The sequence below is a fragment of the Pseudomonas sp. A125 genome (assembly GCF_055409485.1).
In genome coordinates this window covers 288,350-314,110 of the sequence record NZ_JBUZVP010000002.1, presented here as the reverse complement: position 1 = coordinate 314,110, position 25,761 = coordinate 288,350, and the positions used below count along the sequence as shown (strand labels likewise).

At 61.3% G+C, this 25,761-nt stretch carries 26 protein-coding genes; 3 read left to right on the top strand and 23 right to left on the bottom strand.

Features of this window, described 5'->3' with window-relative positions; genetic code table 11:
- Window positions 1–47 precede the first annotated feature (47 nt).
- From acpP to ACZRN6_RS04475, 6 genes are all read right to left on the bottom strand, one after another.
- A complete protein-coding gene (gene acpP, locus ACZRN6_RS04500) occupies window positions 48–284 on the bottom strand; it encodes an acyl carrier protein (RefSeq protein WP_016973676.1) in 237 nt (78 codons plus the stop codon).
- Window positions 285–476: 192 nt separating this feature from the next.
- On the bottom strand, window positions 477–1,220 hold the full coding sequence (gene fabG / locus ACZRN6_RS04495; RefSeq protein ID WP_322146833.1) for a 3-oxoacyl-ACP reductase FabG: 744 nt from the start codon (window positions 1,218–1,220) through the stop codon (window positions 477–479).
- A 17-nt stretch (window positions 1,221–1,237) separates the two neighbouring features.
- Window positions 1,238–2,176 (bottom strand): ACP S-malonyltransferase, encoded by a 939-nt coding sequence (fabD, locus tag ACZRN6_RS04490; protein WP_464007296.1) that lies wholly within the window; start codon window positions 2,174–2,176, stop codon window positions 1,238–1,240.
- A gap of 126 nt (window positions 2,177–2,302) precedes the next feature.
- Window positions 2,303–3,313 (bottom strand): phosphate acyltransferase PlsX, encoded by a 1,011-nt coding sequence (plsX, locus tag ACZRN6_RS04485; protein ID WP_322146837.1) that lies wholly within the window; start codon window positions 3,311–3,313, stop codon window positions 2,303–2,305.
- A gap of 4 nt (window positions 3,314–3,317) precedes the next feature.
- Window positions 3,318–3,500 (bottom strand): 50S ribosomal protein L32, encoded by a 183-nt coding sequence (gene rpmF / locus ACZRN6_RS04480; protein WP_004371305.1) that lies wholly within the window; start codon window positions 3,498–3,500, stop codon window positions 3,318–3,320.
- Window positions 3,501–3,513: 13 nt separating this feature from the next.
- Window positions 3,514–4,041: a YceD family protein gene (locus ACZRN6_RS04475; protein ID WP_322146840.1), complete on the bottom strand. Its 528-nt coding sequence runs from the start codon at window positions 4,039–4,041 to the stop codon at window positions 3,514–3,516.
- A gap of 105 nt (window positions 4,042–4,146) precedes the next feature.
- Between ACZRN6_RS04475 and ACZRN6_RS04470 the strand changes: the two genes are divergently transcribed.
- Window positions 4,147–4,725, top strand: coding sequence for a Maf family protein (locus ACZRN6_RS04470; RefSeq protein WP_464007295.1), 579 nt, complete (start codon window positions 4,147–4,149; stop codon window positions 4,723–4,725).
- Between the two features lie 129 nt (window positions 4,726–4,854).
- Here ACZRN6_RS04470 and ACZRN6_RS04465 read toward each other — a convergent pair whose 3' ends face one another.
- From ACZRN6_RS04465 to rluC, 3 genes are read right to left on the bottom strand one after another with little or no spacing between them, the layout of a single operon-like run.
- Window positions 4,855–5,847 carry a S49 family peptidase gene (locus tag ACZRN6_RS04465; RefSeq protein WP_322146844.1) on the bottom strand — a complete coding sequence of 331 codons (993 nt, stop codon included), beginning with the start codon at window positions 5,845–5,847 and terminating at the stop codon, window positions 4,855–4,857.
- 21 nt (window positions 5,848–5,868) lie between these two features.
- Window positions 5,869–6,531: an HAD-IA family hydrolase gene (locus tag ACZRN6_RS04460; RefSeq protein WP_322146846.1), complete on the bottom strand. Its 663-nt coding sequence runs from the start codon at window positions 6,529–6,531 to the stop codon at window positions 5,869–5,871.
- Window positions 6,518–7,477: a 23S rRNA pseudouridine(955/2504/2580) synthase RluC gene (rluC, locus tag ACZRN6_RS04455; RefSeq protein ID WP_076015065.1), complete on the bottom strand. Its 960-nt coding sequence runs from the start codon at window positions 7,475–7,477 to the stop codon at window positions 6,518–6,520. The genes ACZRN6_RS04460 and rluC overlap by 14 nt, the downstream gene beginning before the upstream one ends.
- A gap of 738 nt (window positions 7,478–8,215) precedes the next feature.
- On the opposite strand from rluC, the gene rne reads away from it, so the two are divergent.
- Window positions 8,216–11,482: a ribonuclease E gene (rne, locus tag ACZRN6_RS04450; RefSeq protein WP_464007294.1), complete on the top strand. Its 3,267-nt coding sequence runs from the start codon at window positions 8,216–8,218 to the stop codon at window positions 11,480–11,482.
- A 66-nt stretch (window positions 11,483–11,548) separates the two neighbouring features.
- Here the strand turns inward: rne and ACZRN6_RS04445 are convergent, their stop codons facing one another.
- The 12 genes from ACZRN6_RS04445 to ACZRN6_RS04390 form a co-directional block, all read right to left on the bottom strand.
- A complete protein-coding gene (locus ACZRN6_RS04445; RefSeq protein ID WP_322146852.1) occupies window positions 11,549–12,136 on the bottom strand; it encodes a nucleotidyltransferase family protein in 588 nt (195 codons plus the stop codon).
- A complete protein-coding gene (locus ACZRN6_RS04440) occupies window positions 12,133–13,119 on the bottom strand; it encodes an XdhC family protein (RefSeq protein WP_322146854.1) in 987 nt (328 codons plus the stop codon). The genes ACZRN6_RS04445 and ACZRN6_RS04440 overlap by 4 nt, the downstream gene beginning before the upstream one ends.
- The gene (locus ACZRN6_RS04435) at window positions 13,119–15,440 is read right to left on the bottom strand and encodes a xanthine dehydrogenase family protein molybdopterin-binding subunit (RefSeq protein ID WP_464007293.1); all 2,322 of its coding nucleotides are present in this window, start codon (window positions 15,438–15,440) and stop codon (window positions 13,119–13,121) included. Before ACZRN6_RS04435 ends, ACZRN6_RS04440 begins: the two co-directional genes overlap by 1 nt.
- Window positions 15,437–15,907: a (2Fe-2S)-binding protein gene (locus ACZRN6_RS04430; RefSeq protein ID WP_322146858.1), complete on the bottom strand. Its 471-nt coding sequence runs from the start codon at window positions 15,905–15,907 to the stop codon at window positions 15,437–15,439. The genes ACZRN6_RS04435 and ACZRN6_RS04430 overlap by 4 nt, the downstream gene beginning before the upstream one ends.
- A gap of 243 nt (window positions 15,908–16,150) precedes the next feature.
- Window positions 16,151–17,170 carry a UDP-N-acetylmuramate dehydrogenase gene (murB, locus tag ACZRN6_RS04425; RefSeq protein WP_464007292.1) on the bottom strand — a complete coding sequence of 340 codons (1,020 nt, stop codon included), beginning with the start codon at window positions 17,168–17,170 and terminating at the stop codon, window positions 16,151–16,153.
- On the bottom strand, window positions 17,167–17,631 hold the full coding sequence (locus ACZRN6_RS04420; protein ID WP_322146861.1) for a low molecular weight protein-tyrosine-phosphatase: 465 nt from the start codon (window positions 17,629–17,631) through the stop codon (window positions 17,167–17,169). The genes murB and ACZRN6_RS04420 overlap by 4 nt, the downstream gene beginning before the upstream one ends.
- Window positions 17,631–18,395 (bottom strand): 3-deoxy-manno-octulosonate cytidylyltransferase, encoded by a 765-nt coding sequence (gene kdsB, locus ACZRN6_RS04415; protein ID WP_464007291.1) that lies wholly within the window; start codon window positions 18,393–18,395, stop codon window positions 17,631–17,633. Before kdsB ends, ACZRN6_RS04420 begins: the two co-directional genes overlap by 1 nt.
- Entirely contained in the window at window positions 18,392–18,577 is a 186-nt protein-coding gene (locus ACZRN6_RS04410; RefSeq protein WP_322146865.1) for a Trm112 family protein, read from the bottom strand. The genes kdsB and ACZRN6_RS04410 overlap by 4 nt, the downstream gene beginning before the upstream one ends.
- A gap of 24 nt (window positions 18,578–18,601) precedes the next feature.
- Window positions 18,602–19,612: a tetraacyldisaccharide 4'-kinase gene (gene lpxK, locus ACZRN6_RS04405; protein WP_322146867.1), complete on the bottom strand. Its 1,011-nt coding sequence runs from the start codon at window positions 19,610–19,612 to the stop codon at window positions 18,602–18,604.
- Window positions 19,612–20,040, bottom strand: a complete 429-nt coding sequence (locus ACZRN6_RS04400) for an ExbD/TolR family protein (protein WP_322146868.1) — start codon at window positions 20,038–20,040, stop codon at window positions 19,612–19,614. Before ACZRN6_RS04400 ends, lpxK begins: the two co-directional genes overlap by 1 nt.
- Window positions 20,037–20,672, bottom strand: coding sequence for a MotA/TolQ/ExbB proton channel family protein (locus ACZRN6_RS04395; RefSeq protein WP_010165826.1), 636 nt, complete (start codon window positions 20,670–20,672; stop codon window positions 20,037–20,039). The genes ACZRN6_RS04400 and ACZRN6_RS04395 overlap by 4 nt, the downstream gene beginning before the upstream one ends.
- A 109-nt stretch (window positions 20,673–20,781) precedes the next feature.
- Window positions 20,782–22,995 (bottom strand): DNA internalization-related competence protein ComEC/Rec2, encoded by a 2,214-nt coding sequence (locus ACZRN6_RS04390; protein ID WP_464007290.1) that lies wholly within the window; start codon window positions 22,993–22,995, stop codon window positions 20,782–20,784.
- Between the two features lie 147 nt (window positions 22,996–23,142).
- On the opposite strand from ACZRN6_RS04390, the gene ACZRN6_RS04385 reads away from it, so the two are divergent.
- Window positions 23,143–23,658 carry a DUF2062 domain-containing protein gene (locus ACZRN6_RS04385; RefSeq protein WP_322146873.1) on the top strand — a complete coding sequence of 172 codons (516 nt, stop codon included), beginning with the start codon at window positions 23,143–23,145 and terminating at the stop codon, window positions 23,656–23,658.
- Window positions 23,659–23,661: 3 nt separating this feature from the next.
- On the opposite strand, the gene ACZRN6_RS04380 is transcribed toward ACZRN6_RS04385, so the two are convergent.
- Both ACZRN6_RS04380 and ACZRN6_RS04375 read right to left on the bottom strand, forming a co-directional pair.
- Complete coding sequence (locus ACZRN6_RS04380; protein WP_464007289.1) at window positions 23,662–25,032, bottom strand: histidine kinase sensor domain-containing protein; 1,371 nt, start codon at window positions 25,030–25,032, stop codon at window positions 23,662–23,664.
- Complete coding sequence (locus tag ACZRN6_RS04375; RefSeq protein WP_322146876.1) at window positions 25,019–25,747, bottom strand: response regulator transcription factor; 729 nt, start codon at window positions 25,745–25,747, stop codon at window positions 25,019–25,021. Before ACZRN6_RS04375 ends, ACZRN6_RS04380 begins: the two co-directional genes overlap by 14 nt.
- Between the last annotated feature and the right edge of the window lie 14 nt (window positions 25,748–25,761).

Genomic DNA, 25,761 nt, shown 5'->3' with positions numbered 1-25,761 from the left:
TAGGGCAGTGCGGTTTTTCCATCACAGCAAGCGACGATTACAAACTATTACGCCTGGTGGGCAGTAACGTAGTCGATAGCGGCTTGAACGGTGGTGATTTTTTCAGCTTCTTCGTCCGGGATTTCGGTCTCGAATTCCTCTTCCAGAGCCATCACCAGCTCAACGGTGTCAAGGGAGTCGGCACCCAGGTCTTCAACGAAGGAAGCGCTGTTGGTCACTTCTTCTTCTTTAACGCCCAGTTGCTCGGCAACGATTTTCTTGACGCGCTCTTCGATGGTGCTCATACCTTGTTTTCACTCCTAATGGACAAATTCAGGCAGCTGGCCAGTGGGTAAGTGTATAGAAAGACTTTTCAGCTTTTCAACTGAAAGCTTCACCCTCGTACCCTATTGGCCATCTGCCTATAAATAGATTGCAGCTTTATAACGGATTTTAGACAGCTCGTATGACATTTTTTTGAAGCGATCCGTCACAATTTAACTCATGTACATCCCGCCGTTAACCGGGATTGTAGCCCCAGTCACGTATGCCGCACCGTCGGATGCCAGGAAAGCGACCACATTCGCGATCTCTTGAGCCTGGCCCAGACGGCCCAGCGGAATCTGCGTCAGCAACGCTTCACGCTGCGCTTCAGGCAGTTCGCGGGTCATATCGGTGTCGATGAACCCAGGGGCCACCGAGTTGACCGTAATCGACCGCGAGCCCACTTCACGCGCCAGTGCACGGCTGAAACCTTCCAGGCCGGCCTTGGCGGCTGCGTAGTTTACTTGGCCTGCGTTGCCCATGGCACCCACTACGGAGCCAATATTGATAATTCGCCCCCAACGGGCCTTGGTCATGCCGCGCAAAACACCCTTGGACAGGCGAAACAGACTGTTCAGGTTGGTATCAACGACGTCATGCCACTCGTCGTCTTTCATGCGCATCATCAGGTTATCGCGGGTAATACCGGCATTGTTCACCAGAATAGCCGGTGCACCGAATTGCGCTGCAATTTCAGCCAATACAGCAGCAACGGATTCATCGCTGGTCACATTAAGCTCAAGACCGGTGCCCTGAACGCCGTTTTCCTTCAACGTCGCAGCAATACGTTCAGCGCCGGCGGCGGAGGTGGCAGTGCCGATGACTACAGCGCCCAGACGGCCCAGCTCCAGGGCGATCGCCTGGCCAATGCCACGGCTTGCGCCGGTAACCAGTGCAACTTTACCTTGCAGACTCATGCAGGCTTCTCCTTATGTCAGGCCAGGGCTGCGCGAGCGGCAGCGAAGGCATCCGGGGTATTGAGGTTGGCGGTCGACACGCCTTCGGCGCAACGTTTGTTCAGGCCGGCCAGGACTTTGCCTGGGCCGCACTCGACCAATTGGGTAGCGCCGTTGGCGGCCAGGGCCTGCACCGACTCAACCCAGCGAACCGGCTTGTAGAGCTGCTCGAGCAGGTCGCGCCTGAGGGTTTCCAGGTCTGGGGCAACTGCAGCGCTGACGTTTTGTACCAACGCAATCTTTGGCGCTTGCCAGTTGATCGCCGCAACGGACTCGGCGAAACGCTCGGCAGCCGGGCGCATCAGTTCGCAGTGGGACGGCACGCTGACCGGCAGCGGCAACGCACGCTTGGCGCCACGGGCCTTGCAACCTTCAATTGCACGCTCGACAGCCGCCTTGGCACCGGCGATCACCACCTGGCCAGGGGAATTGAAGTTGACGGCGCTGACCACTTCGCCCTGGGCCGCTTCGGCACAGGCCGCAATCACGTCAGCATCTTCCAGGCCGAGAATGGCAGCCATGCCGCCCTGCCCCGCTGGAACCGCTTCCTGCATCAACTGGCCACGACGCTCGACCAGCTTGACCGCTTCACCGAGGGTCAGGCTGCCAGCGGCCACCAGGGCGCTGTATTCGCCCAGGCTGTGACCGGCGACATAGGCCGGGCGCGCACCGCCTTCAGCCAGCCACAGGCGCCACAGGGCGATGGAAGCGGTCAGGATAGCCGGTTGGGTCTTGTCGGTTTGGTTAAGCAGCTCTTCCGGACCTTGCTGGGTCAGTGCCCACAGGTCGTAACCCAGGGCATCGGAAGCTTCCTTGAAAGTGTCCAGGACCTGCGGATATTCCGCGCCCAGCTCGGCCAACATGCCGAGGGACTGCGAACCCTGCCCTGGAAAGACGAATGCGAGGGATGTAGACATGTAACAAGCCCCTAATGATCTGGTCGTCGGAAATTGGCGCTCCAAACGTGGGAGCGCAAGAAACTGACAGATTGGATGGTCAATTGAACTGGCCGGTCACATTTAAGCATTTCCGGCGCCATTCGCCTAAGGCAACAGATCCTCAAGGCGGCTGTGCAAGCGTTGCGGCAGGTTTTCCTGGATCTCGATCAAGGCACGCTGGATGGCACTTTGAAAACCCTGCACCCCCGCCGAGCCGTGACTTTTCACCACGATGCCCTGCAACCCCAGGAAACTCGCGCCATTATGCCGCGCCGGTGCCAGGTCAGCCTGCAGGCGCCGCATCAAGGGCAGCGCCAGGGCGCCCACCACGCGCGAGGCAAGGTTACGCTTGAACAAGGCCTCAATGCGCGCGGCAATCATCGTCGCCAGGCCTTCGCTGGACTTGAGCAGGATATTGCCGACAAATCCGTCGCACACCACCACGTCAGCTTCGCCACGGTACAAACCGTCACCCTCGACAAAACCGATGTAGTTCAAGCCTCGCGCGCCTTGCAACAGCGTCGCCGCCAGCTTGACCTGCTGATTGCCCTTGATGTCTTCGGTGCCGATATTCAGCAACGCCACCCGAGGCCGGGCCACGCCCAGCGCTTCGGCCGCCACCGAGCCCATCAACGCAAAGTGCAACAGATGCTCGGCGCTGCAATCGACGTTCGCCCCCAGGTCCAGCAACTGGCAATAGCCTTGCTGGGTGGGGATGGCCGCGACCATCGCCGGCCGGTCAATCCCTGGCAGGGTTTTGAGCACATGCCGGGACAACGCCATTAACGCACCTGTATTGCCTGCACTGACACAGGCCTGGGCCTTGCCATCGCGCACCAACTCAAGGGCCACCCGCATCGAAGAATCAGGCTTGCCGCGCAAGGCCTGCGCAGGCTTTTCATCCATGGTGATGGTTTCGCTGGCCGGTGTAACAGTCAGGCGCACACGATCCACCGCCGGATGGCTGGCAATCAGTTCTTCAAGTAAGGAGGGTTGACCGACGAGGGTCAGGTGCAGCGAGGGCGTAGCAGACAGGCAAGCAATGCAGGCCTGAACAATGCTGCGGGGACCGAAGTCCCCGCCCATTGCGTCAATCGCGATGACTTGAGCAGACAAGTGATTACTCGTCAGCGCCCTTGTCGATCACTTTACGGCCACGGTATACGCCTTCTGGCGATACGTGGTGACGCAGGTGAACTTCACCAGTGGTTTTTTCTACAGACAGAGTGCTTGCCGTCAGGGCGTCGTGCGAACGACGCATGTCACGGGCAGAGCGGGATTTTTTGTTCTGCTGAACAGCCATAATTGATTAACTCCTAAACGTTTGGGTCACGCTTTAACTGCGCCAATACACTGAACGGGTTGGACCGCGTTACCTCGTCCTCGCTCGGTTCGGGCTCATCGAGACCCGCCGGCTGCTGGCATTCTTCCGGATGATGAGCAGGCACAATGGGCAAGGCGAGCAAAAGCTCCTCCTCGATCAGTGACTGCAGATCCAAAGGATCTTCGCCCAGTTCCAGCACGTCATAACCTTTCGGCAACGACTGGGTATTCGCACCCTCTTTCACCACAGCATAACTGCATTCGCTGTGGATCGGCAGGGTGACCAGCTCAAGACAACGCTGGCAAACCATTTTGACCTCGGTGTCGATAAAGCTGTGGATTACCACAGACTTACGTTCATCTCGTTCAAAAACGAATTTAGCCTGCACCGTACCGACAGTGTCGGAAAGCGGGTCGCAGAGTCTCTTCAAATCGGCCAGCAGCACTTCACCTTGAAGGGTAGTGCCACGATCAGCCAATTTGCGCGGGTCAACGTGAGGTGGAATCGGGTCATTCAACATAGGCGCAGCATTATAGGGATGCACCCAGCCATGTCAAAGGAAATTAGACCCTGTCCGTCGTCGGGCCCTCCCGCTAGAATCCGCGACTGCCTTAAGGAGACGCCCATGCTGCCTTTATTACTCGCTTCCAGCTCGGTTTATCGCCGCGAATTGCTGAATCGTCTGCGCCTGCCATTCATCTGCATCTCGCCGGATATCGACGAAAGCCACCGCCCGGACGAGTCCGCCGTGGAGCTGGTCAAGCGCCTGGCTGAAGAGAAGGCCCGCGCCTTGGCCAGCAGCCATCCCGGCCACCTGATTATCGGCTCGGATCAGGTCGCCGCGCTCGACGGCCAGATCATCGGCAAGCCCCATACCTTCGAGAAGGCCCGTGAGCAGTTGCTGGCGGCGAGCGGCAAGCGCGTCAGCTTCCTCACCGGCCTGGCCGTACTGAACAGCGCCACCGGGCACTGCCAGGTCGACTGCATTCCGTTCACCGTACATATGCGCACGCTGGACGCAGCCCGCATCGAGCGCTACCTGCGCCTCGAGCAGCCCTATGACTGCGCTGGCAGCTTCAAGGCCGAGGGCTTGGGGGTGAGCCTGTTTCAAAGCACCGAAGGGCCGGACGCTACCAGCCTGGTCGGCCTGCCACTGATTCGACTGGTAGACATGCTGCTGGCCGAAGGCGTACAGATTCCCTGAGGACACCACAAACAAATGTGGGAGCTGGCTTGCCTGCGATGCAGACACCTCGGTACATCAGTCGCACCGAGGTGATGCTATCGCAGGCAAGCCAGCTCCCACATTTTAAGCCATGTCGCGCTCAAGATCTCAGCGCAGGGTCGGCCCCTGGAAACCCATGTACAGCGCCAGCTTCTCGGCCACACTGGCACCGAGCTTTTTCGAGAAACGGTCAAACGGCGATTCCTGAACGGTGAAGTCCACCAGTTCTTTCTCGCCAACCACATCGCGCGCCACCGAACTGGCACTGCCCAGGCCGTCGATCAAGCCCAGCGGCAGCGCCTGCTCGCCAGACCAGACCAGCCCGGAGAACAGCTCCGGATGCTCTTTATCCTTGAGCCGATCACCGCGCCCTTGCTTCACGCTGGCGATGAACTGCCGGTGAGTGGTGTCCAGCACGCCCTGCCAGAACTGGGTTTCATCGGCCTTTTGCGGCTGGAACGGATCCAGGAACGACTTGTGCTCGCCCGACGTATAGGTACGCCGCTCAACCCCCAGCTTCTCCATGGTGCCGACAAAGCCGTAACCGGCTGCCGTCACACCAATGGACCCCACCAGGCTGGCCTTGTCGGCGTAGATCTGGTCGGCGGCGCTGGCAATGTAATAGGCACCCGAGGCACCCAGGTCGGAAATCACCGCATACAGTTTGATGTCCGGATGCAAGGCACGCAGGCGACGAATCTCGTCATACACATAACCCGACTGCACCGGGCTGCCGCCGGGGCTGTTGATGCGCAGGATCACGGCCTTGACCTTGGAGTCTTCGAAGGCGGCCCGCAGGCTGCTGACGATATTGTCGGCACTGGCGGACTCCTTGTCGGCAATCACCCCGCGTACTTCGATCAATGCCGTGTAGTTACCGCTGCGGGTGGCGCTCTTCTCCATGTCCATCAGCGGGCTGAACAGCGCCAGCATGCCCAACAGATAAATAAAGGTCAGAAGCTTGAAAAAGATCCCCCAACGCCGCGAGCGACGTTGCTCCTGCACACTGGCCAGCAGGGTCTTTTCCAGCAACTTCCAGCTTTTGTCATCGCCATTGTTATCAGCGTTGGCCTTCTCAGGCGCTTTCCACTCATCGGTCATGCCATCTACCCCAGCAAAGACTTAATAGGCCCGACTGAGCCAGGCCTGCAATTCAGAAAAACGGTCAATCGTCAGTCTCGGCTCGTACACCTGCAACGCCTCGGCGGCCTGGGCGCCGTAGCTGACCGCCACGGAGTCCATGCCAGCATTGCGCGCCATCATCAGGTCGAACGACGCATCACCCACCATCAACGCCTGCCGAGGCGACACGCCACATTGAGCAAGGATCTGCTCAAGCATCAGAGGGTGAGGTTTGCTGGCGGTTTCATCCGCCGCGCGGGTCGCGTCGAAATAATCTTCCCAGCCGTGGGCCTTGAGCACCCGATCCAGGCCGCGACGAGCCTTGCCGGTCGCCACCGCAAGGTGATACCCGTCGGCGCGAAACGCTTCCATGGCCTGCGCTACGCCTTCAAACAGCGGCGAAGGCCGGGCATCGAGGGCCATGTAGTAATCGGCGTAGTGCTGACGAAACGCGATCAACTCGTCGTCGCCAATCTCCGGGTACAGGGTGCGAATCGCTTCCGGCAAGCCCAGGCCGATAATGCCCTTGACCGCCAGGTCGTCGCACAACGCATAACCGGAACGTGTCGACGCTGCGTGCATCGACTCGACAATCCGACCAATGGAATCGCACAGGGTGCCATCCCAATCAAAGATCAGCAGCTTGTAGTCAGGGTGCGACACTCAGGCGCTCCACGGTCTTGGCCCACATTTCATCGACAGGCGCCTGCAGCTTCAATTCGCCGCCATCCGGCAGCGGCACGGTCAGCATGTAGGCGTGCAGGAACAGGCGTTTGCCGCCCAGGTCGCGGATCTCCTTGGAGAAATCCTCGTCACCGTACTTGGTATCACCGGCAATACAGTGGCCTGCGTGCAGGGTATGCACACGAATCTGGTGGGTGCGGCCGGTGACCGGCTTGGCCTCGACCATGGTCGCGAAGTCACCGAAACGGCGCAGCACCTTGAACAGCGTCAGCGCCTCCTTGCCCTCCTCGTCCACTTCGACCATGCGCTCGCCGGAACGCAGGTTGCTCTTCTGCAACGGCGCACGAACGCTTTTGATCGAGGTCGCCCAGTTGCCGCGCACCAGCGCCATGTAGCGCTTGTCCACGCCGTCACCGCGCAGGGCAGCGTGCAGGTGACGCAACATGCTGCGCTTCTTGGCGATCATCAGCAGACCGGAGGTGTCACGGTCCAGACGGTGGACCAGTTCCAGCTCCTTGGCATCCGGGCGCAACTGACGAAAGGCTTCGATCACCCCGTAGTTGAGGCCGCTGCCGCCATGCACAGCGATACCGCAAGGCTTGTTGATCACGATCAGCTTGTTGTCTTCGAACACAATCGAGGCTTCAAGGCGCTGCAGCAGGCCTTGAGCCAGAGGGACCGGCTCGTCCCGCTCAGGCACGCGCACCGGCGGCACACGGATGATGTCGCCCGCCTGCAGCTTGTACTCGGGCTTGATCCGCCCCTTGTTCACGCGCACTTCGCCTTTACGCAAAATGCGGTAAATCAAGGTCTTGGGCACGCCTTTGAGCCTGGCAAGAAGAAAGTTGTCGATGCGTTGGCCGGCATATTCCGGCGAGACCTCAAGCAGCTGGACGCTGGGGGTCTGGGGGGCGGTAGTCGTCATGGCGGCGATGATAACAATTTTTTATGGAATTGAAGCACTTAATCATTGCTGCTATAGTCGCGAACGCCGCCAAAAGCGGCCTGGACAGAGGACTAGCGGCAAACTGCCGGCCCTGACCATCGCAATTCATCAGGACGCGAGGCCGTCCTACGGGGCTTTCGCCACTTTGGAAGGCTCGAGATTGTAACAAGCGCAGGTGACATGAGGCCTGAAGCGAGTGCAAAAAGCAGAGTGATTACTCGCCTTTTGCGCCGATATTTACGGCCAGTTCACAAAGTGCAGTCAATCTTGAGCCAGACCACGGCGAATGCTTCGGAAACAACGCCTGTTACGAGCTGAGTGAGAGCACAGTCGCCCACACCCGGTCTTGTTTAGCCATGAGCGTGTTCCCCCCATTGGAGAACACGGTAAATGCCAACCCGCTGCGGATTCTGCGCGCGGCAGCACCCGAATTATCAGGGATACGTGTAGGGTGGAGATGCACAACCGTCGGACTGTGTAGCACTAGGCTTATATTTAGACGCTTCATCTCGTCCACAGTCGCCGGTTGATTCCTCCTCCTGACTGAGTGCTTAAGTCACCACAGCAAGCAGGAAGCGTACGTCGCGATACCGCCCATTTTGGCGGGTATTGCTGGACACTGGAGTGGCCAACCACTCTTGACGCACCTGACACCGACCGTGAGAAGTCGTGTGTGCCGAACGCCGTTTCCGGCAGCCCGGAAACCGACGGTACAACATGAAAAGAATGCTGATTAACGCAACTCAACCCGAAGAGTTGCGTGTTGCACTGGTAGACGGCCAACGCCTCTACGACCTGGACATCGAGTCCGGTGCACGCGAGCAAAAGAAGGCCAACATCTATAAAGGCCGGATTACTCGTATCGAACCAAGCCTTGAGGCTGCCTTTGTCGATTTCGGCTCCGAGCGCCATGGCTTCCTGCCCCTCAAAGAAATCTCCCGCGAATACTTCAAGAAAGCCCCCGAAGGCCGCGTGAACATCAAGGACGTCCTGAGCGAAGGCCAGGAAGTCATCGTTCAGGTAGAAAAAGAAGAACGTGGCAACAAGGGCGCCGCCCTGACCACCTTCATCAGCCTGGCTGGCCGCTATCTGGTCCTGATGCCAAACAACCCGCGTGCCGGCGGTATCTCCCGTCGCATCGAAGGCGAAGAGCGCAACGAACTGCGTGAAGCGCTGAACGGTTTGATCGCTCCGGCCGACATGGGCCTGATCGTGCGCACTGCCGGCCTTGGTCGCAGCAGCGAAGAAATGCAGTGGGACCTCGACTACCTGCTGCAACTCTGGACCGCTATCAAAGAAGCGTCCCTGGACCGTTCCGCGCCGTTCCTGATCTACCAGGAAAGCAACGTGATCATCCGCGCCATCCGCGATTACCTGCGCCAGGACATCGGCGAAGTGCTGATCGACAGCGTTGAAGCCCAGGACGAAGCCCTGACCTTCATCCGCCAGGTGATGCCGCAGTACGCCAGCAAGATCAAGCTGTACGAAGACAGCGTTCCGCTGTTCAACCGTTTCCAGATCGAAAGCCAGATCGAGACCGCTTTCCAGCGCGTCGTCGAACTGCCTTCCGGCGGCTCCATCGTGATCGACCCGACCGAAGCCCTGGTGTCCATCGACATCAACTCGGCACGCGCTACCAAAGGCAGCGACATCGAAGAAACCGCCCTGCAGACCAACCTGGAAGCGGCTGAAGAAATCGCCCGCCAGTTGCGCCTGCGTGATATCGGCGGCCTGATCGTGATCGACTTCATCGACATGACTCCAGCCAAGAACCAGCGCGCCGTGGAAGAGAAAGTCCGCGAATGCCTGGAAGCTGACCGTGCCCGCGTACAGGTCGGCCGTATCTCGCGCTTCGGCCTGCTGGAAATGTCCCGTCAGCGCCTGCGTCCATCGCTTGGCGAAAGCAGCGGCATCGTCTGCCCGCGTTGCAACGGCACCGGCATCATCCGTGACGTTGAATCGCTGTCGCTGGCGATCCTGCGCCTGATCGAAGAAGAAGCCCTGAAAGACCGCACTGCCGAAGTCCGCGCCCAGGTGCCGATCCCGGTTGCTGCGTTCCTGCTCAACGAAAAACGCAACTCGATCACCAAGATCGAACTGCGCACCCGTGCTCGCATCGTCATCCTGCCGAACGATCACCTCGAGACGCCGCACTTCGAAGTGCAGCGCCTGCGTGATGACAGCCCGGAAGCCCACGTCAACCAGTCCAGCTACGAAATCGCTGCTGCCGCTGCCGAAGTGGAAGAAGTCCAGCCAGCCGCTGCGACCCGCACCCTGGTTCGCCAGGAAGCCGCCGTCAAGACCGCACCAGCCCGTGCCAACGCACCGGTTCCGGTTGAAGCGCCTGCTCCGGTTGCAGCTCCAGCCGCCCTGCCTGAGCCAAGCCTGTTCAAGGGCCTGGTGAAGTCGCTGGTCAGCCTGTTCGCCACCAAGGAAGAGCCAGTGGCTCCCGTTGTGGTCGAGAAGCCTGCCGCCGAACGCCCTGCACGCAATGAAGAGCGTCGTAACGGTCGCCAGCAGAGCCGCAATCGCAACGGTCGCCGTGACGAAGAGCGCAAGCCTCGTGAAGAACGTGCACCCCGCGAAGAACGCGCCCCACGTGAAGAGCGCGCCCCGCGCGAAGCCCGTGAAGAAACCCCAGCCGTAGCCCGTGAAGAGCGTGCACCACGCGAAGAACGTGCACCGCGCGCGCCACGCGCTCCTCGTGAAGACCGCAAGCCACGTGGCGAGCGTGAAGAACGCGTGCGTGAACTGCGTGAGCCGTTGGACGCAGTCCCAGCGGTAGCCACTGCTGCCGTCACCGCTGCCACTGCTGAAGAGCGTCCAGCTCGTCAGCCGCGTGAAGAACGTGCGCCACGCCCTCCTCGTGAAGAGCGTCAACCACGTGCCGAGCAGGCTGCTCCGGTCGGTGAAGAAGAAGAACTGCTGTCCAACGAAGATCAGCATCAGGAAGACGGCCAGGACAACGCCGAAGGCGATCGTCCACGCCGCCGCTCCCGTGGCCAGCGTCGTCGCAGCAACCGTCGTGAGCGTCAGCGTGATGCCAACGGCAATGAGATCGAAGGCTCGGAAGAGACCGGCGAAGCAAGCGCTACCGACGAACCGACTGGCGCCGAACTGGCTGCCGGCCTGGCCGTTACCGCGGCTGTTGCCAGCTCGGTCATCAGCGCACCTGCTGAAGCCCAGGCCAACGAGCAAGCTGAAGCCGCCACCGCTGCCATCCAGGAACACACGGTTGTTGAGACGCCAGTCGTCGAAGCACCGGTGGTTGAAGCAACGACGCCTGTCGAAGCGCCAGCTGTTCCGGAAGTGGAAGTAGCGCCGGCTCGTCACGTTCGTGAAGTTCGTGAAGTTCGCGAGCCTCAGCCTGAAGCTGAAGTGGTCGCCGAGCCAGCGGTTGTTGTTGAACAACAGCCCGTGGTTGAAGCGGCCGTTGAAGCACCGGTTGCCGAGCCAACCCCTGAAGTGCGTGAAGTTCGCGAAGAACAGACCGCGTTCCAGTGGACTGCCGAGCCTGCCGTAGTGGTTGAAGCGGTTGAAGCACCAGCGCCTGCGCCAGTGGTCGAAGAAGCTCCAGCGCCTGTCGCTGAAGCTGAAGTAGTTGTCGCCGCTGAACCGGTCGCCGTTGTTGCCGAGCCTGCTCCAGTGGTTGAAGCGCCCGTGGTTGCCGAAGTTGCCGCTCCGGTGGTTGAAGCCGCTCCGGCCAACGCCCTGACCGAAAACGGCCGTGCGCCGAACGACCCACGTGAAGTGCGTCGTCGTCGCAAGGAAGCTGAACTGGCGGCTGCCGCTGCTGCTTCGGCGCCTGTTGAAGCTGCACCGGTTGTCGCTGACGTGGTCGAAGCAACCCCTGCGCCGGTCACTGAAGCCGTGGTTGAGCACACTGCCCCTGCTGTCGACGAGAACCCACGTTCCGTTGAGGAAGTGGCAGAGCACAGCCCTAAAGCCCTGGAAGAAGAACACGAGCCTAAACCCCTCGTCTGATTCCATCGGCCACTAAAAAGCCCCGCCTGAGTGATCAGGCGGGGCTTTTTTATGTCTGCATTTCAGCTAGCGATAGTTCAGCAAAGCCGGCACATCCACATCCCACAACACACCGGGATCATCGACTGCTACTTCCTGTACAGTCGCCTGGGCGAACAACGGCTTTGCCCCACGGTCGCCCGTCAGCGCCATTAATGCCGCTGCGAATGAACGGCCAAACCCTACCGGGTGCCCATACTGACCTGCATGCACCGGGACACTGATACTGTCGTCCTCAAGGCCTGCAATCACCTGCCCGATACTCGTCGGCAAGATAAACGGCATATCCCCCAGCACCACCAGCCAACCAGCAGACGTACCACCTGCCGCCACTGCCGCCGCGATGCTGTCGCCCATGCCCGGCGAGCGCAAAAGCAGCACTTCACAACCATACTGCTTTGCCAGCCGAATGACTTCGATGCGATCTGGCGACGTTACCAGCCAACGCCTGGCAACCGCCGGTGGCAAGTTCACCAATACCTGCTCAATCACCGATCGTGTAATGCCATCACGACCCACACAGGGCGCCAGCAACTTGTCCTTGTCCGCACCTGCCTCGGCCCGGAAACGACTGCCCTGCCCCGCTGCCAGGATGACCGCGGTGATGCCCGTCAACTGACCGCAGCCTGCAACGGTTTTTTCTGCAACAGATCAATCCCGTTCTTGATAGCAACAATTTCCGCCATCAACGACAACGCGATCTCCGCCGGCGTATGGCTGCCAATATGCAGGCCAATCGGGCCATGCAGCCGTGCAATGGCGTCCGCACTCAACCCCAGCGCCGCGAGGTTTTCCCGGCGCTTCTGGCTGTTGACCCGCGAACCCAGGGCGCCAATGTAGAACGCCTTGGAATTCAGCGCGGTCAGCAGCGCCATGTCATCCAGGCGCGGGTCATGGGTGAGCGCGACGATAGCTGTGCGTTCGTCGGTCTGGATATTCAGCACCGCTTCATCAGGCATGCCCGGCACAAAACGGCCATGCTGCTCCTCCCAGCCATAGACAAACTCCTGGCGCGGGTCACAGATCAGCACTTCGAAATCCAGCAACCGCGCCATTTCCGCCACATAGCGCGACAGCTGCCCCGCGCCGATCAGCAACAAGCGCCAGCGCGGACCATAAATCGCGCGTAGCCGCTCGCCGTCGAAACTGACCGTATCGGTCTTGCTCGCTGCATTCAACACCACTGCTCCGGTGGCCAGGTTCAATTCACGGGCGACAATCTCGTGCGCCTCGCAGCGCGCCAGTAGTTCTGCCACCCACGCTGGATCGCCCACCCGCTCTTCGGTCAGGCGCAGGGTACCGCCACAAGGCAGGCCAAAACGCGCCGCCTCATCCCGCGTGACGCCGTAGGTGACAAGCTGCACCGGCGGCCCGTCTTCAGGCAGCCGGCCATCCTGCAAACGGGCGATCAAGTCGTCCTCAATACAGCCACCAGATACCGAGCCGATCACCACTCCGTCACCGCGCAGGGCCAGCATCGCCCCCGGTGGACGCGGCGCGCTGCCCCAAGTCTGGACCACGCTGTACAGCATCACCGGCTGCCCGGCGCGGCGCCATTCCAGCACGCTGCGCAATACATTCAGATCGACACTGTCCATCAGGCCTTCGCCTCCTGCCAACCCTGCAACTGATAGCGAACCGGCAGATTGCGAATGCGCTTGCCGGTGGCGGCAAAAATCGCATTGCACAGTGCCGGCGCAATCGGCGGCACGCCCGGCTCACCCACACCGCCCAACGGCACGTCGCCTTTTGGCGTGACCAGGTGCACCGCAACCTCCTTGGGCGCCAAAGAAATGCGCGCTACTTCATACATATGGAAGTTGTCCTGCTGCACCTTGCCGTCCTTGAAGCTGATTTCACCCAGCACCGCATTGCCCAGGCCCATCACGCAGGCACCTTCGAATTGCGAGCGAATGCGCTCCGGGTTGATCTGCGGGCCGCAATCCACGGCAATGTCGGCCTTGTGCACGATCAAGGTGCCGTCATCTTTGACTTCCACCTCGATCACCGCTGCTACGTAAGTGACGAAGCTGTAGTGCACCGCCAAGCCCAAGCCGCGGCCCTTGGGCAAGGTGCGGCCCCAACCGGCGGCCTTGGCAGCGGTTTCCAGCACCCCACGCAAACGTGCGGTATCAATGGGATAGCGCTCTGGCGATTCGCCGTAGTTCCACTCATCGCTCAACGTCCTGGGATCGATCTGACGGTCGGGCCCGAGGAGTTTGAGTTGATACTTGAGCGGATCCTCGCCGGCCTTGTGCGCCAGTTCATCGACAAAGCTCTGAATCGCGAAACCATGAGGAATGTTCGACACCGAGCGGTACCAGCCGACCCGCGTATGGGCCGCCGCTTCCGGATTTTCCAAGCGCACGTTGGGAATGGCGTAAGCCATGTTGGTAAAGCCCATGCCCAGTTCGAACGGCGCCTCATGGACCATGTTCGGCGCAAACAACGCGGTAATGCTCGGCGCCACAGTGCGGTGCAACCAGGCGCTGGGCAGGCCATCCTTGTTCAGGCCGGCCTTGAGGTACTCGGCGGACACGGTATGGAAATAAGAGTTATGGATATCGTCTTCACGGGTCCATTGCACCCGCACCGCCTTGCCGGGGAATTCCTTGGCGAGCACGGCGGCTTCGACGATAAAGTCCGGCTTGGACTTGCGGCCAAAACCGCCACCCAGCAGCGTGACATTGAAGGTGACATTGTCGAACGGCAGGCCCAGGCGCTCGGCAATGCGTTCGCGGGTCACCTGCGGCGCCTGGCTGGGCGCCCACGCTTCGCACTGGCCCTTGTCGTAGCGGGCGACGGCGACCATCGGTTCCATCGGCGACTGGGACAGGTGCGGCAGGTAATACGCGGCATCCAGGGTGCTGTCGGCATCGCTCAGGGCCTCGTCGATGGTGCCGGTATTGCGCACCACTTTGCCCGGTTTCAACGCAGCAGCTTCCAATTCCTTGCGGTAGTCGATGGAGTTGTAGCTGGCATTCACGCCGTCATCCCAGACGATGTTCAAGGCGTCGCGGCCCTTGATAGCCGCCCACGTGTTGCTCGCAACAACTGCCACACCGCCCAGCGGCTGGAACTCCGAGGGCAAGGGCCGGCTCTCGATTTGCAGCACCTTGATCACCCCGGGGACTTTCAACGCCGCACTGGCATCGAAGGATTTTACCTTGCCGCCATACACCTTCGGCCGGGCGATGGTGGCGTAAAGCATGCCTTCAAAATGCACATCGGCACCGTAGACCGCCCGACCGTTGACGATGTCGGCACCGTCGATAGCCTTGATGCCTTCCTTGCCGATATAGCGAAATTCCGACGGCTGCTTGAGCGTCACGCTGTCCCGTGCCGGTACCGCCAGCGCACCGGCAGTGGCAGCGAGGGCGCCGTAGCCCAACTCGCGCCCGCTCGGTTGGTGAACCACTTTGTGCAACTGAGCATGGCATTCGCCTACCGGGACTTTCCATTGCTCGGCAGCGGCTTGTTCCAACATCGTACGGGCGGCGGCGCCACAACGGCGCATCGGCTCATACCAATGACGCATGCTGCGGGAACCATCAGTGTCCTGGTTGCCAAAACGCACTTCATCACCCTGTGCTTGCTGGACTTTCACCTGCGCCCAATCGGCATCCAGTTCATCGGCCACTACCATGCTCAGGCTGGTGCGTACCCCCTGGCCCATTTCAGAGCGGTTGCAGATCACCGTCACGCTGCCGTCGGTGGCAATGCTTACGTAGACCTTGGGATCGTCGATCACACCATGGGGCATGGCGTCACCGCCGTACTTCTTCGCCGCGTCGGCGGCAAACGCGTCCGGCAAGCCCCAACTGGCGGCAATGACCAAAGCCCCCGTGACACCCACACCTTTGAGGAAACCTCGACGACTGAGGTTGTTCAGGACGAAATCAGCGGGTAACCGGCTCATGCCTTGGTCCCCTGCAGGTGAGTGGCGGCCTGGCGGATCGCGGTCTTGATCCGGTTGTAGGTGCCACAGCGGCAGATATTGCCGATCATGGCTTCCTCAATCTGCGCGTCGCTGGGATTCGGGTTGGTTTTCAGCAATGCAGTGGCGGACATGATCTGCCCACCCTGGCAGTAACCGCACTGGGCCACGGCCGTTTCGAGCCAGGCTTGCTGTACCACCTGGCCGACCGGGTCGGTGTGCAGGTTATCGATGGTGCTGACATCCTGGCCCTTGACCGAGCCAATCGGGGTGATGCAACTGCGTGCCGGCGAGCCGTCGATATGAATGGTGCACGCGCCGCACAGGCCCATGCCGCAACCGAATTTGGTGCCGTTGTAACCGGCCACGTCGCGGATCGCCCACAGCAGGGGCATATCTTCGGTGACATCCAGTTGATGGTCTTGACCGTTAAGTTTGAGGGTAATCATGGGCACGCCCGCATAGTGAAAAGGTTATGGGGTCGAGCAATCTGTCGCTTGGGTGCCAAGCGGGTCGGTTCACGCAGATGGCTCAGGCTAATCGGCTCTCTTGTGAAAACGAATCTTCACCGGGCCTTTGATAAACAGCGTCTATGAACTGATTAAGAAACATCGATAGTCAGCTAAGTTAACTCAGCCGCAATAAAAAAGCCCTGCAATGCAGGGCTTGGTGCGTCAAAAAACAAGCTTAGTTCAATAGCGGTTGGGCTCCATTTCCAGCACAACCTTGAAACGTTTTTCGATGTCCTGCTGGATACGGAGCGCCAGGCAGGCAATGTCCTGGCCCGTGGCCGCGCCGTAGTTCAGCAGCACCAGCGCCTGCAAGCGATGTACGCCGGCATCACCCTCGCGAAAACCCTTCCATCCGGCCTTGTCGATCAACCAGCCGGCGGCCAGTTTCATTTGCCCGTCAGCCTGGGGATAAGCCACCAGGTCCGGGTATTGAAGCTGCAATTCGCCAGCCAGCGCCTGGGACACCAGCGGGTTCTTGAAGAAGCTGCCGGCATTGCCGAGTACCGCCGGGTCCGGCAGTTTCTCGCTGCGAATGCTGCAAATGGCGCGGCTGACGTCGCTGGGGGTAGCTTGCGTAATGCCTTGCTCGGCCAGGCGCTGCTGCACCGGCCCGTACTCAAGCCTCAGATGCACGGCGCGACTCAGGGCAAATCGCACCCGCAGGATCAGCCAGCGCCCCGCTTCGTGTTTGAACAAGCTGTCACGGTAGGCAAAGTTGCATTCGCCCAGGCTGAAGTCCCGAAGCTCGCCGGTGTGGCGGTCGAGGGCGGTCAGGCCGGCGAACACGTCCTTGATCTCTACACCGTAGGCGCCGATGTTTTGCATGGGGGCGGCGCCAACGGTGCCCGGGATCAGGCTAAGGTTTTCCAGGCCGGAAAAGCCCTGGGCCAACGTCCACAGCACAAACGGATGCCAGGCTTCACCGGCCTCCGCTTCCACCACGACGTGCACGCCGTCGTCGTGCAATACCCGGATGCCCTGGCTGGCCATGCGCAGCACCAGCGCGTCGATATCCTGGGTCAGCAGCAAATTGCTGCCGCCGCCAATCACCAGTAACGGCAGTTGTTGCCCGGCCGCATAGGCCAAGGCTTCACGCACGTCAGCGTCGGTGCGGGCCTCGGCAAACAGCCGGGCACGCACGTCGATACCAAAGCTGTTGAACGGCTTGAGCGAAACCTGCGCCTGTACCTGCAACGTCATAACCGGCCCTTCAATTCAATCACCAACAGATCGCAGGCGCGCTCGATCAGGTCCAGGACGGTTTCGAAGCCCTGGTCGCCTTCGTAGTACGGGTCTGGCACTTCATCCACCACCGAGTCGTAACGGCGCAGGAACAGGTCCAGCTCCGCCTTGCCCTGGGCCGGCTGCATGGCCTTGAGGTTGCGCAGGTTGCTCTGGTCCATGGCCAGGATCAGGTCGTAGCGGGAAAAGTCGGCACGCGACACCTGTTGTGCACGCTGGGCCGACAAGTCGTAGCCACGCTGCAGCGCTGCACCCTGGCTGCGCTTGTCGGGTGGGTTGCCGACGTGCCATTCACCCGTACCGGCGGAGGCCACGTCAACCTGACCAACCAGGCCGGCTTCGCGCAATTTGTGGCGCAACACGCCTTCTGCCGTCGGTGAACGGCAGATGTTGCCCAGGCAGACGAACAGAACCTGCATCAGGCCCCCAGCAAGCGACGGACGCGCTCGAGGTCTTCAGGGGTGTCGACACCGGGCGGCGGCGCTTCCAGGGCATCGCCCACGTGGATGCGTACGCCGTGCCACAGGGCACGCAGTTGTTCCAGGGATTCGGTGTTTTCCAGCCAGCACGGGCCCCAACTGACGAAGTCATGCAGGAACCCGGCGCGGTAGGCGTAGATTCCGATGTGGCGACGGTAAGGCACGCCGGCAGGCAGCACGTCCGGTTGTTTGGCGAACGCATCCCGCGCCCACGGCAAGGTGGAGCGGCTGAAGGTCAGCGCCAGGCCGTTGATGTCGCTGACCACTTTCACCACGTTGGGGTTGAACAGCGTCTGGATGTCTTCAATCGGCTCGGCCAGGGTCGCCATGCGCGCTTCACCATGGGCTGCCAGGTTGGCGGCAACCTGGTCGATCACGCTGGGCGGAATCAACGGCTCGTCGCCTTGCACGTTGACCACGATGGCATCTGCCGCCAAGCCCAACTGGGTGGCCACTTCGGCCAGGCGGTCGGTGCCGGAGTTGTGGTCTTCACGGGTCAGCACCGCTTCGGCGCCAAAGCGTTTGCAGGCCTCGATGATGCGCGGATCATCGGTGGCCACCACCACCCGCTCGGCGCTGCTTTTGCAGGCTTGCTCCCACACCAGCTGGATCATCGGCTTGTTGCCGATCAGCTGCAGCGGTTTGCCGGGCAGGCGGGTGGAGGCGTAGCGGGACGGGATGACAACGGTGAAGGCGGTGGTCATTTATCCAGGCGCTCATCGGTGTTCAGGGTACGGGCTTCGCTTTCGAGCATTACCGGAATGCCATCACGGATCGGGTACGCCAGGCCGGCGCCCTTGCTGATCAGCTCGGTTTTGTCGGCACTGAGCTTGAGCGGACCTTTGCAGATCGGGCAAGCAAGGATATCGAGCAGTTTGGTGTCCATGAGTAGGTCCTGGAGAGCAACGTTTTAAGGCAAAAGGCGAGCGGGCAGCAAGCGCATCAACTGCGTGTCAAACCAGGCGATAAACGCCGGTGACGGTACCGCGTCCACCGCAAGGTACCACCAGTCGGGCCTGGCAAAGGCGCGGCACTTCACCGCGTCCTTTTCAGTCATGACCAACGGCAGTGCCGGTGTAAAATTCAAGACCTCGGCGCTGTAGGGCGCGTGGTCGGCAAAAGCATGGGGTATCGGCCGCCAGTGTAGCGTTTCAAGGGTATTGAAGAAACGTTGCGGGTTGCCGATGCCGGCTACCGCATGCACCTGCTGCCCCACCGGGAAGTAATCGATGGGTTTGCGCTCGCCGGTGTGCAGGTTGACCAGCGCTGTGGGCAGCAGGCGGAAGGCAAAACCGTCGTCACGATCGGCACCCGCGCCGTTATAAAGCAGCGCATCGACGCTTTGCAAACGCTCGACCGGCTCGCGCAACGGGCCCGCCGGCAGGCAGCGGCGGTTACCCAGCCCACGGGCGGCATCAATCAATACCAGTTCCAGGTCACGGGCCAGGCGATAATGTTGCAGGCCATCGTCGGAGAGGATCAGGTCCAGGGTTTCGCTGGCCAACAGCGCCTGTACGGCACGGCTGCGGTCAGGGTCGATCATCAGCGGTACGCCGCTGCGTTGCACGATCAGCAGGGGTTCATCCCCCGCCAGCGCTGCGGTTTGATCGGCCTGTACGCGCCATGGAAGCTGTGGCGGTTTGGCGCCATAACCCCGACTCACCACACCGACGCGCAGACCGCTGCGCTGGCAATGGTCGATCAGCCAGAGAATCAAAGGGGTCTTGCCGGTGCCACCCACTGTGATATTGCCGACCACCACGACCGGCACCGGCGACTGATAGATCTCGCCCTCGCCCGCCAGGAACCGTGCGCGTTTGCGCCGTACCACCCGACGATAGAGCGACTCCAGCGGCTGCAACAACGCGAGCGCCGGATGGCCTTCGTACCAGGCCTTGAGCAAACGATCGGTCATGGCCATCAGGGTTGGCTCGCCGCCTCGACCGTGGTCATGCGCAAATGGCTGAAGCCGAGCTTGCCGGCAGCGTCCATCGCGGTGATCACGGCCTGGTGCTTGGTGTTGCCATCGGCGCTGATCGACAGTGGCAAGTTAGTGTCGCCACCGGATTCTTTCTGCAATGCATCCATCAGGCTGGCCAGGTCGTTTTTTTCCAGCAACTGGTTATTCACCGAGAACACGCCGTCGGCGCTGATGGCTATATCCAATTGTTTGGCCTGCTGGTCGTCCGCCGGTGAGCCGCTGACGGCTTCGGGCAGGTCGACGCGCAGTTGGGTTTCCCGGGTAAAGGTGGTGGTGACGACAAAAAACAGCAGCAGGATAAACACAACGTCGATCAACGACGCCAGGTTGATATCGACGTTTTCCCGTCGCTTGCGGCGAAATTTCACGCGTTGCCCTCAACCAGGTCCACGTCACGATCGCCCTGCACCACTTCCACCAGCTTGATGGCTTCCTGCTCCATGCCGACGACCAACTCGTCGATACGTCGTTGCAGGAAACGGTGGAAGAACACCGAAGGAATACCGACCATCAGGCCCGCCGCCGTGGTGATCAAGGCCTTGGAAATACCACCGGCCAGAACGGCGGCATTGGTGGTCATGCCCGAGCCCATGAAGGAACTGAAGATATCAATCATGCCCAGCACCGTGCCCAGCAGGCCGAGCAACGGCGCCATGGCGGCAATGGTGCCCAGGGCATTGATGTAGCGCTCCAGCTCATGGATGACCCGGGCAGCGGCCTCCTCGATGCATTCCTTCATGATCTCGCGACCATGCTTGGAGTTGGCAAGGCCGGCGGCAAGGATTTCACCCAGGGGCGAGTTGGCCCGCAGCTCCTTGAGTTTTGCCTTGTCGAGTTGCTTGTTCTTGATCCAGCCCCAGACCTGGCCCAACAGGTGGTCGGGTGTTACACGGCTGGCACGCAGGGTCCACAGGCGTTCGGCGATGATGCCGAGTGCGGCGATGGAACTCAAAATGATCGGCAACATCATCCAGCCGCCGGATTTGACCAATTCCCACACAGTGAATGCCCCCTCGAAAAAGTGCGCCACTTTACCATAAGGGTCCGGTGGAAGGGCTGGCCTGCCCCAGAGCATGCTGTCGCAGGGGCCGGTCTTTGGTAACGCTGTTTTACGGCGGGGGCTCGCGCCAGAAGCGGCGCTGGCTGCGCGCAGCCACCGGCGGCTGGAAGGCGCCCAGTTGCAGGCGAAGCGCACCTTGTTCGGCACTGTCATAAATTGTGCTGCCCACGGCCCGGTAACGCTCCAGTACCTGGGGATGTGGATGACCAAACCCATTGTTGCGACCACGGGAAATCAAAACGGCCTTGGGCACAAGGCGCTGTAGAAACGGCCATGAAGACGAACTGCGGCTGCCATGGTGAGGCGCTTGCAGCCAATCGACAGGCGCGCCCAAGGGCGTGGCCAGCAATGCCCGCTCGGCTTCACGGTCAATATCGCCGGTCAGCAACAACCGCTCGCCATTGGCCTGCACCCGCAACACACAGGACATCTGATTACCGTCCGTCGCATCAGGCCATTGCCACAGCTCGAACGTCACGCCGTCCCATTCCCACTGCTCCCCACTGACACACGCTTGAGTACCGAGCACCGCTGGCAGCCGTGCTGTCTCACCGCCCACCACACGCTTGACCGGCAATCCCTGGGCAATGGCCAGGGCACCGCCGGCATGATCGGCATCGGCATGACTGAGCAGCATCAGGTCCAGCGCCGCGACCCCCAGCCTGCGCAATGCAGGCAGCACCACGCGAGCGCCAAGATCGAGCTCGCCGGCGCGTGGCCCAGCGTCATACAGCAACACATGGTTGCGGGTGCGCAGGATCATGGACAGCCCTTGGCCGACATCCAGTTGCACCACCTCCACCCGCCCATGAGGCACTGATTCCCGAGGTGGAAACACCGCCAGCAGCAACATTGGCCAACCCAGCAGCCGAAACGGAACGCCCTTGGGCAGCAGCAACAGCACCGCCCCCAGCAGGCTCACCAGCCAAAAGCCAATGGGTACTTGCGCTGGTATCCAGGCCGGCAAGTACTGCGCCAGCAGCGCCAGTGCCTTGAACAACCAATCCAGCGTGCCGCCCGCCAGCCATAACAAACCCTCACCTATATAAGGCAGCGGCAATAAAGCTGTCCCCAGCAAGGCCAGGGGCAACACCACCAGGCTGATCCACGGTACGGCCACCAAATTGGCCAGCGGCCCGCTCAGGCTGACGGGCAGACCGAGCACCAGCAGCAGCGGAAACAGCCCAATGGCAATCAACCATTGGGCCCGGGTCCAGGCCTGCCAGACGCTCCAGAGGCCCAGCCGACCACTGAACGCCAGGATCAGCACCGCCACAGCCGCAAACGACAGCCAGAACCCCGGTTGCAGGCTGGCCAACGGTTCGAGGACCAGCACCGCATTCAGTGCCAGCAACAACGGCCACCATATCCCCAGGTGTCGAAACCGCAGGCGCCACAGCAACACCAACCCCAGCATTACGCAGGCCCGTTGCACCGGCACCTCGAAACCCGCCAGCAAGCCGTAACCCAGCGCTGCGGCAAACGCCAAGCCGCAGGCCCAGGGCAGCCACGGCAAGGGTTTGGGCCAACACCCAAAGCGCGCCAAGCCAGCGACCAGGCCATAGATCAACCCCGCCAGCAGCCCGATGTGCTGGCCGGAAATCACCAATAAATGCACGGTGCCGGTCGCTTGCAGAACCTGCCAATCCTCGGCGGCCAAGCCGGAACCATCCCCAAGCACCAGCGCGGCCAGGCCGGCCTCGCGCCCTTGGGCATCCACCGCCAACAGCCGCTGGCGAATTCCGTCGCGCCAGGCATGCCGTGCAGGCGCCAGCCGTTGCCCGTCTTTGACCGAACCGGTGGCACCAATCCGCTGGGCCAGCAACCAGGCCTCATAGTCAAAGCCCTCGGCATTGAGTAAACCCGAGGGACGCTTGAGCGTCACCGCCAACCGCCAGCGCTCACCACTCTGAACCGGCGGGCCGCCACGCCATGACACCCGGATACGCTTGGGAAGCAGGTCCTTGCGTGACCGGCTGTCGGCCAGTTCGAAGCGCACACCGTCGCCCGTCTGCTGCGCTAACCCGGTAACACGCCCTTCCACCCAGCGGGTCTGGCCGTCCAGCCGCGGGGCCAGCCGATCATCCAGCGCCCACTGTGCACTGAGGCAGGCCCAGCCCAACCCGAGCAGGAAAAACCCCAGCGGATAGGTGCGAAAAGGCAACAGCATCAGGGCCAGCACCGGCATCAACAGCAGCCAGCCGCCGGGTGGCAACACCGGTAAAAAGCGCAAGGCGAGCAGCCCCAGCGCGAGTGTGAACATCCCTGTTCTCATGGATCTTTCCTTGGAAGCGACCCATTGAGTCTTAGCCGGGCCAGCGATGCGGCCTATTATTATTTGTCACAAAGTCTGAATTTCCCGTTCCTGGAATGCGGGCATACTTGCCCCTCGAACTGACCTGGACCCCTTATGCCACGGCGCTTATTCAAACGGTACATGCCCGACCCGACCAGCATCAGGGAACACAAGTCCTTACGCTTTCTGGGCAAGCTGCTGCATGACCCGAACCTCTGGCACCTCAATCGGCACTCGGTCGCGCGGGCCATGGCGGTTGGCCTGTTCGCAGCCTTTATCCCGATTCCCTTGCAGATGTTGCTGGCGGCGGTCCTCGCCATCAGCGTGCGCGGCAACATGCCGATTGCCGTCAGCCTGGTGTGGCTGACCAACCCGATCACCATGCCGCCGGTGTTCTTCTGCACCTACATGACCGGTGCCTGGTTGATGAACTTACCGCCTCGCAGCATGCCCGACGAACTGACCTGGGAATGGATCAGCGGGCAGCTGTCGACGCTGTGGCAACCCTTCTTGCTGGGCTCGGTGGTATTGGGGGTGGTAATGGCGGCGTTGGGGTATTGCCTGACTATGGGCTACTGGCGCTGGTGGGTGGCGCGCCAGTGGAAAAAACGCAAGCAGCGCAGGCTGTAAGCGCTAGCGGGCCAGCAAACGCATATGCACGCGCAAGCCCTGGCCGGTGTTTTCCGCCCACAGGCTGCCGTCCTGGCGCTGCACGGCATTGCGCGCAATGCTCAAGCCCAGGCCAAAACCGCCGTCGCCGGGCCGTGAACCGTCCAGCCGAGTGAATGGCGCAAAAATCCGCTCCAACTCCAACTCGTCAATTCCGCCGCCCTGGTCTTCCAGCCACAAATGCCAGTGCTCACCTTCGCGCTGCCCGCCCAATTGCACCGTGCCGTTGTGCGGGGAATGCCGGATGGCATTGCGCAGGATGTTCTCCAACGCCTGGGCCAGCAGGTTCAGATGGCCGCGCACCCAACAATCAGCCCCCAGCCCGCACTGCAAGCGTGAAGGCGACCAGCCACTTTCAAAACAGGCGTTTTCCCGGAGCATGTCCCACAGCGCCTGCACCTGGATGTCTTCCTTGGGCAGCGGCGCGCGTTCGGTGTCGAGCCAGGCCAGTTGCAGGGTGTCTTCCACCAGGCGCTGCATGCCGTCGATTTCCCTGCCCAGGCGCTCGCGCAGCCGGGTCAGGTCTTGCTCGCTGTCGCTGGCCACGCGCAAGCGGCTCAACGGTGTGCGCAACTCATGAGACAAGTCCCGCAGCAGTTGCTGTTGCAGGGCCACCGTGCCTTGCAGGCGTTCAGACATCTGGTCGAAGGCGCGGCCCAACTCCCCCAGTTCATCCTGACGGCTGGTGGTGTCGTGGGACAGCCGGGTACTCAGTTGATCGGCACGCCAGGCGTTGGCCTGCTCGCGCAGGTGGTTGAGCGGCATGATCAACAAGCGGTAGAGGCCGATGCACAGCAACAGGGTGAACAGGCCGGGAATCACGCCATTGGTGACGATTCGCCAGAACAACTGGTTTTGCCCGGGCATGAAGCGCCGTGGCAATTCGATCACCAGGGAGCCCGCCCCTGGGTCCAGCGGGAACGGGATTTTCAACCATGGCAGCCCCTTGGCATGCCGGCTGACAGGCCAGTCCAGGCCGCGCAAAAATGTCAGGCGCTGGCTTTCCTTGTCGGTCAGCGGGTAGCTGCTCAGGGATTGCAGGTCGTTACCGATGACGCCCACCCACGTGCGCTCGCGCTGGCCCAAGGTGTGCAGCCACGCGTCCACCCCGGCGTTGCCACTCTTGTTCCACGCCAGTTCCGCGCCGGCTGCATAACCGCTCAGGGTGGCGCGCGCCTCGCTGGACAAAAAGGCATTCTGCTCTTCCATATACCGGCCCCACGACCAACTGAGCCAGATCATCAGCAAGCAGAAGGCGATCAGCAGGCAGGCCAGTTTCCAGAATAACGAATGCTTGCCCGGCAGCCGTTTGAGCGTGGCATTAAAGCCCGTCATCGTGACCGCTCAACACGTAGCCCTTGCCCCACACCGTGCGTACTTCCCGCTCGCTGTAGCCAATGGCCTTGAGCTTGCGACGGATCTGGCTGATGTGCATGTCCAGGCTGCGGTCATGGGGCGCATAGCCGCGCTGGAATACATGCTGGTAAAGGAAGGCTTTGCTGAGGACTTCGTCGCCGTTGCGGTGCAGGGTTTCCAGCAGGCGGTATTCGCTGCGGGTCAGGCCGGCCCATTGTTCCCGGTGGAAAACATCACACAACTCGTCATCGAAACGCAGGCTGCGGGCATCGTCGCGCACCGCTGCCAGGGCCGGCAAAGGTCGCCGGTCCAGGGCAACCCGGCGCAGGATCGCCTCGATGCGCACCCGCAACTCGGCCATGCTGAACGGCTTGGGCAGGTAATCGTCTGCCCCCAGGCGAAAACCGCTGATGCGGTCGGCTTCGGCACCCAGGGCCGACATAAGGATTACCGGGATCGAATGGCTCTGGCGCAAGTGCGTAAGCACCGACAATCCGTCCATGCCCGGCAACAGGATGTCCATCAACACCACGTCGAAGCTTTGATCGCGGGCCATTTGCAGGCCCTGCTGGCCGTTCTGGCACCAGGTCACCTGGAAGCCACAGCGGCCCAACTGCTCATGGACATAGGCGCCAAGTACAGGGTCGTCTTCAATCGCCAGGATACTGGGTAAGCCAAGTGCTACGGGATTCATTAGCGTCTGCAAGT

Coding starts and splice junctions, on each gene's coding strand:
- acpP (WP_016973676.1), bottom strand. CDS start 284: ATGAGCACCATCGAAGAGCGCGTCAAGAAAATCGTTGCCGAGCAACTG.
- fabG (WP_322146833.1), bottom strand. CDS start 1,220: ATGAGTCTGCAAGGTAAAGTTGCACTGGTTACCGGCGCAAGCCGTGGC.
- fabD (WP_464007296.1), bottom strand. CDS start 2,176: ATGTCTACATCCCTCGCATTCGTCTTTCCAGGGCAGGGTTCGCAGTCC.
- rpmF (WP_004371305.1), bottom strand. CDS start 3,500: ATGGCTGTTCAGCAGAACAAAAAATCCCGCTCTGCCCGTGACATGCGT.
- ACZRN6_RS04475 (WP_322146840.1), bottom strand. CDS start 4,041: ATGTTGAATGACCCGATTCCACCTCACGTTGACCCGCGCAAATTGGCT.
- ACZRN6_RS04470 (WP_464007295.1), top strand. CDS start 4,147: ATGCTGCCTTTATTACTCGCTTCCAGCTCGGTTTATCGCCGCGAATTG.
- ACZRN6_RS04465 (WP_322146844.1), bottom strand. CDS start 5,847: ATGACCGATGAGTGGAAAGCGCCTGAGAAGGCCAACGCTGATAACAAT.
- rluC (WP_076015065.1), bottom strand. CDS start 7,477: ATGACGACTACCGCCCCCCAGACCCCCAGCGTCCAGCTGCTTGAGGTC.
- rne (WP_464007294.1), top strand. CDS start 8,216: ATGAAAAGAATGCTGATTAACGCAACTCAACCCGAAGAGTTGCGTGTT.
- ACZRN6_RS04440 (WP_322146854.1), bottom strand. CDS start 13,119: ATGGACAGTGTCGATCTGAATGTATTGCGCAGCGTGCTGGAATGGCGC.
- ACZRN6_RS04435 (WP_464007293.1), bottom strand. CDS start 15,440: ATGAGCCGGTTACCCGCTGATTTCGTCCTGAACAACCTCAGTCGTCGA.
- ACZRN6_RS04430 (WP_322146858.1), bottom strand. CDS start 15,907: ATGATTACCCTCAAACTTAACGGTCAAGACCATCAACTGGATGTCACC.
- murB (WP_464007292.1), bottom strand. CDS start 17,170: ATGACGTTGCAGGTACAGGCGCAGGTTTCGCTCAAGCCGTTCAACAGC.
- ACZRN6_RS04420 (WP_322146861.1), bottom strand. CDS start 17,631: ATGCAGGTTCTGTTCGTCTGCCTGGGCAACATCTGCCGTTCACCGACG.
- kdsB (WP_464007291.1), bottom strand. CDS start 18,395: ATGACCACCGCCTTCACCGTTGTCATCCCGTCCCGCTACGCCTCCACC.
- ACZRN6_RS04410 (WP_322146865.1), bottom strand. CDS start 18,577: ATGGACACCAAACTGCTCGATATCCTTGCTTGCCCGATCTGCAAAGGT.
- lpxK (WP_322146867.1), bottom strand. CDS start 19,612: ATGGCCATGACCGATCGTTTGCTCAAGGCCTGGTACGAAGGCCATCCG.
- ACZRN6_RS04390 (WP_464007290.1), bottom strand. CDS start 22,995: ATGTTCACACTCGCGCTGGGGCTGCTCGCCTTGCGCTTTTTACCGGTG.
- ACZRN6_RS04385 (WP_322146873.1), top strand. CDS start 23,143: ATGCCACGGCGCTTATTCAAACGGTACATGCCCGACCCGACCAGCATC.
- ACZRN6_RS04380 (WP_464007289.1), bottom strand. CDS start 25,032: ATGACGGGCTTTAATGCCACGCTCAAACGGCTGCCGGGCAAGCATTCG.
- ACZRN6_RS04375 (WP_322146876.1), bottom strand. CDS start 25,747: ATGAATCCCGTAGCACTTGGCTTACCCAGTATCCTGGCGATTGAAGAC.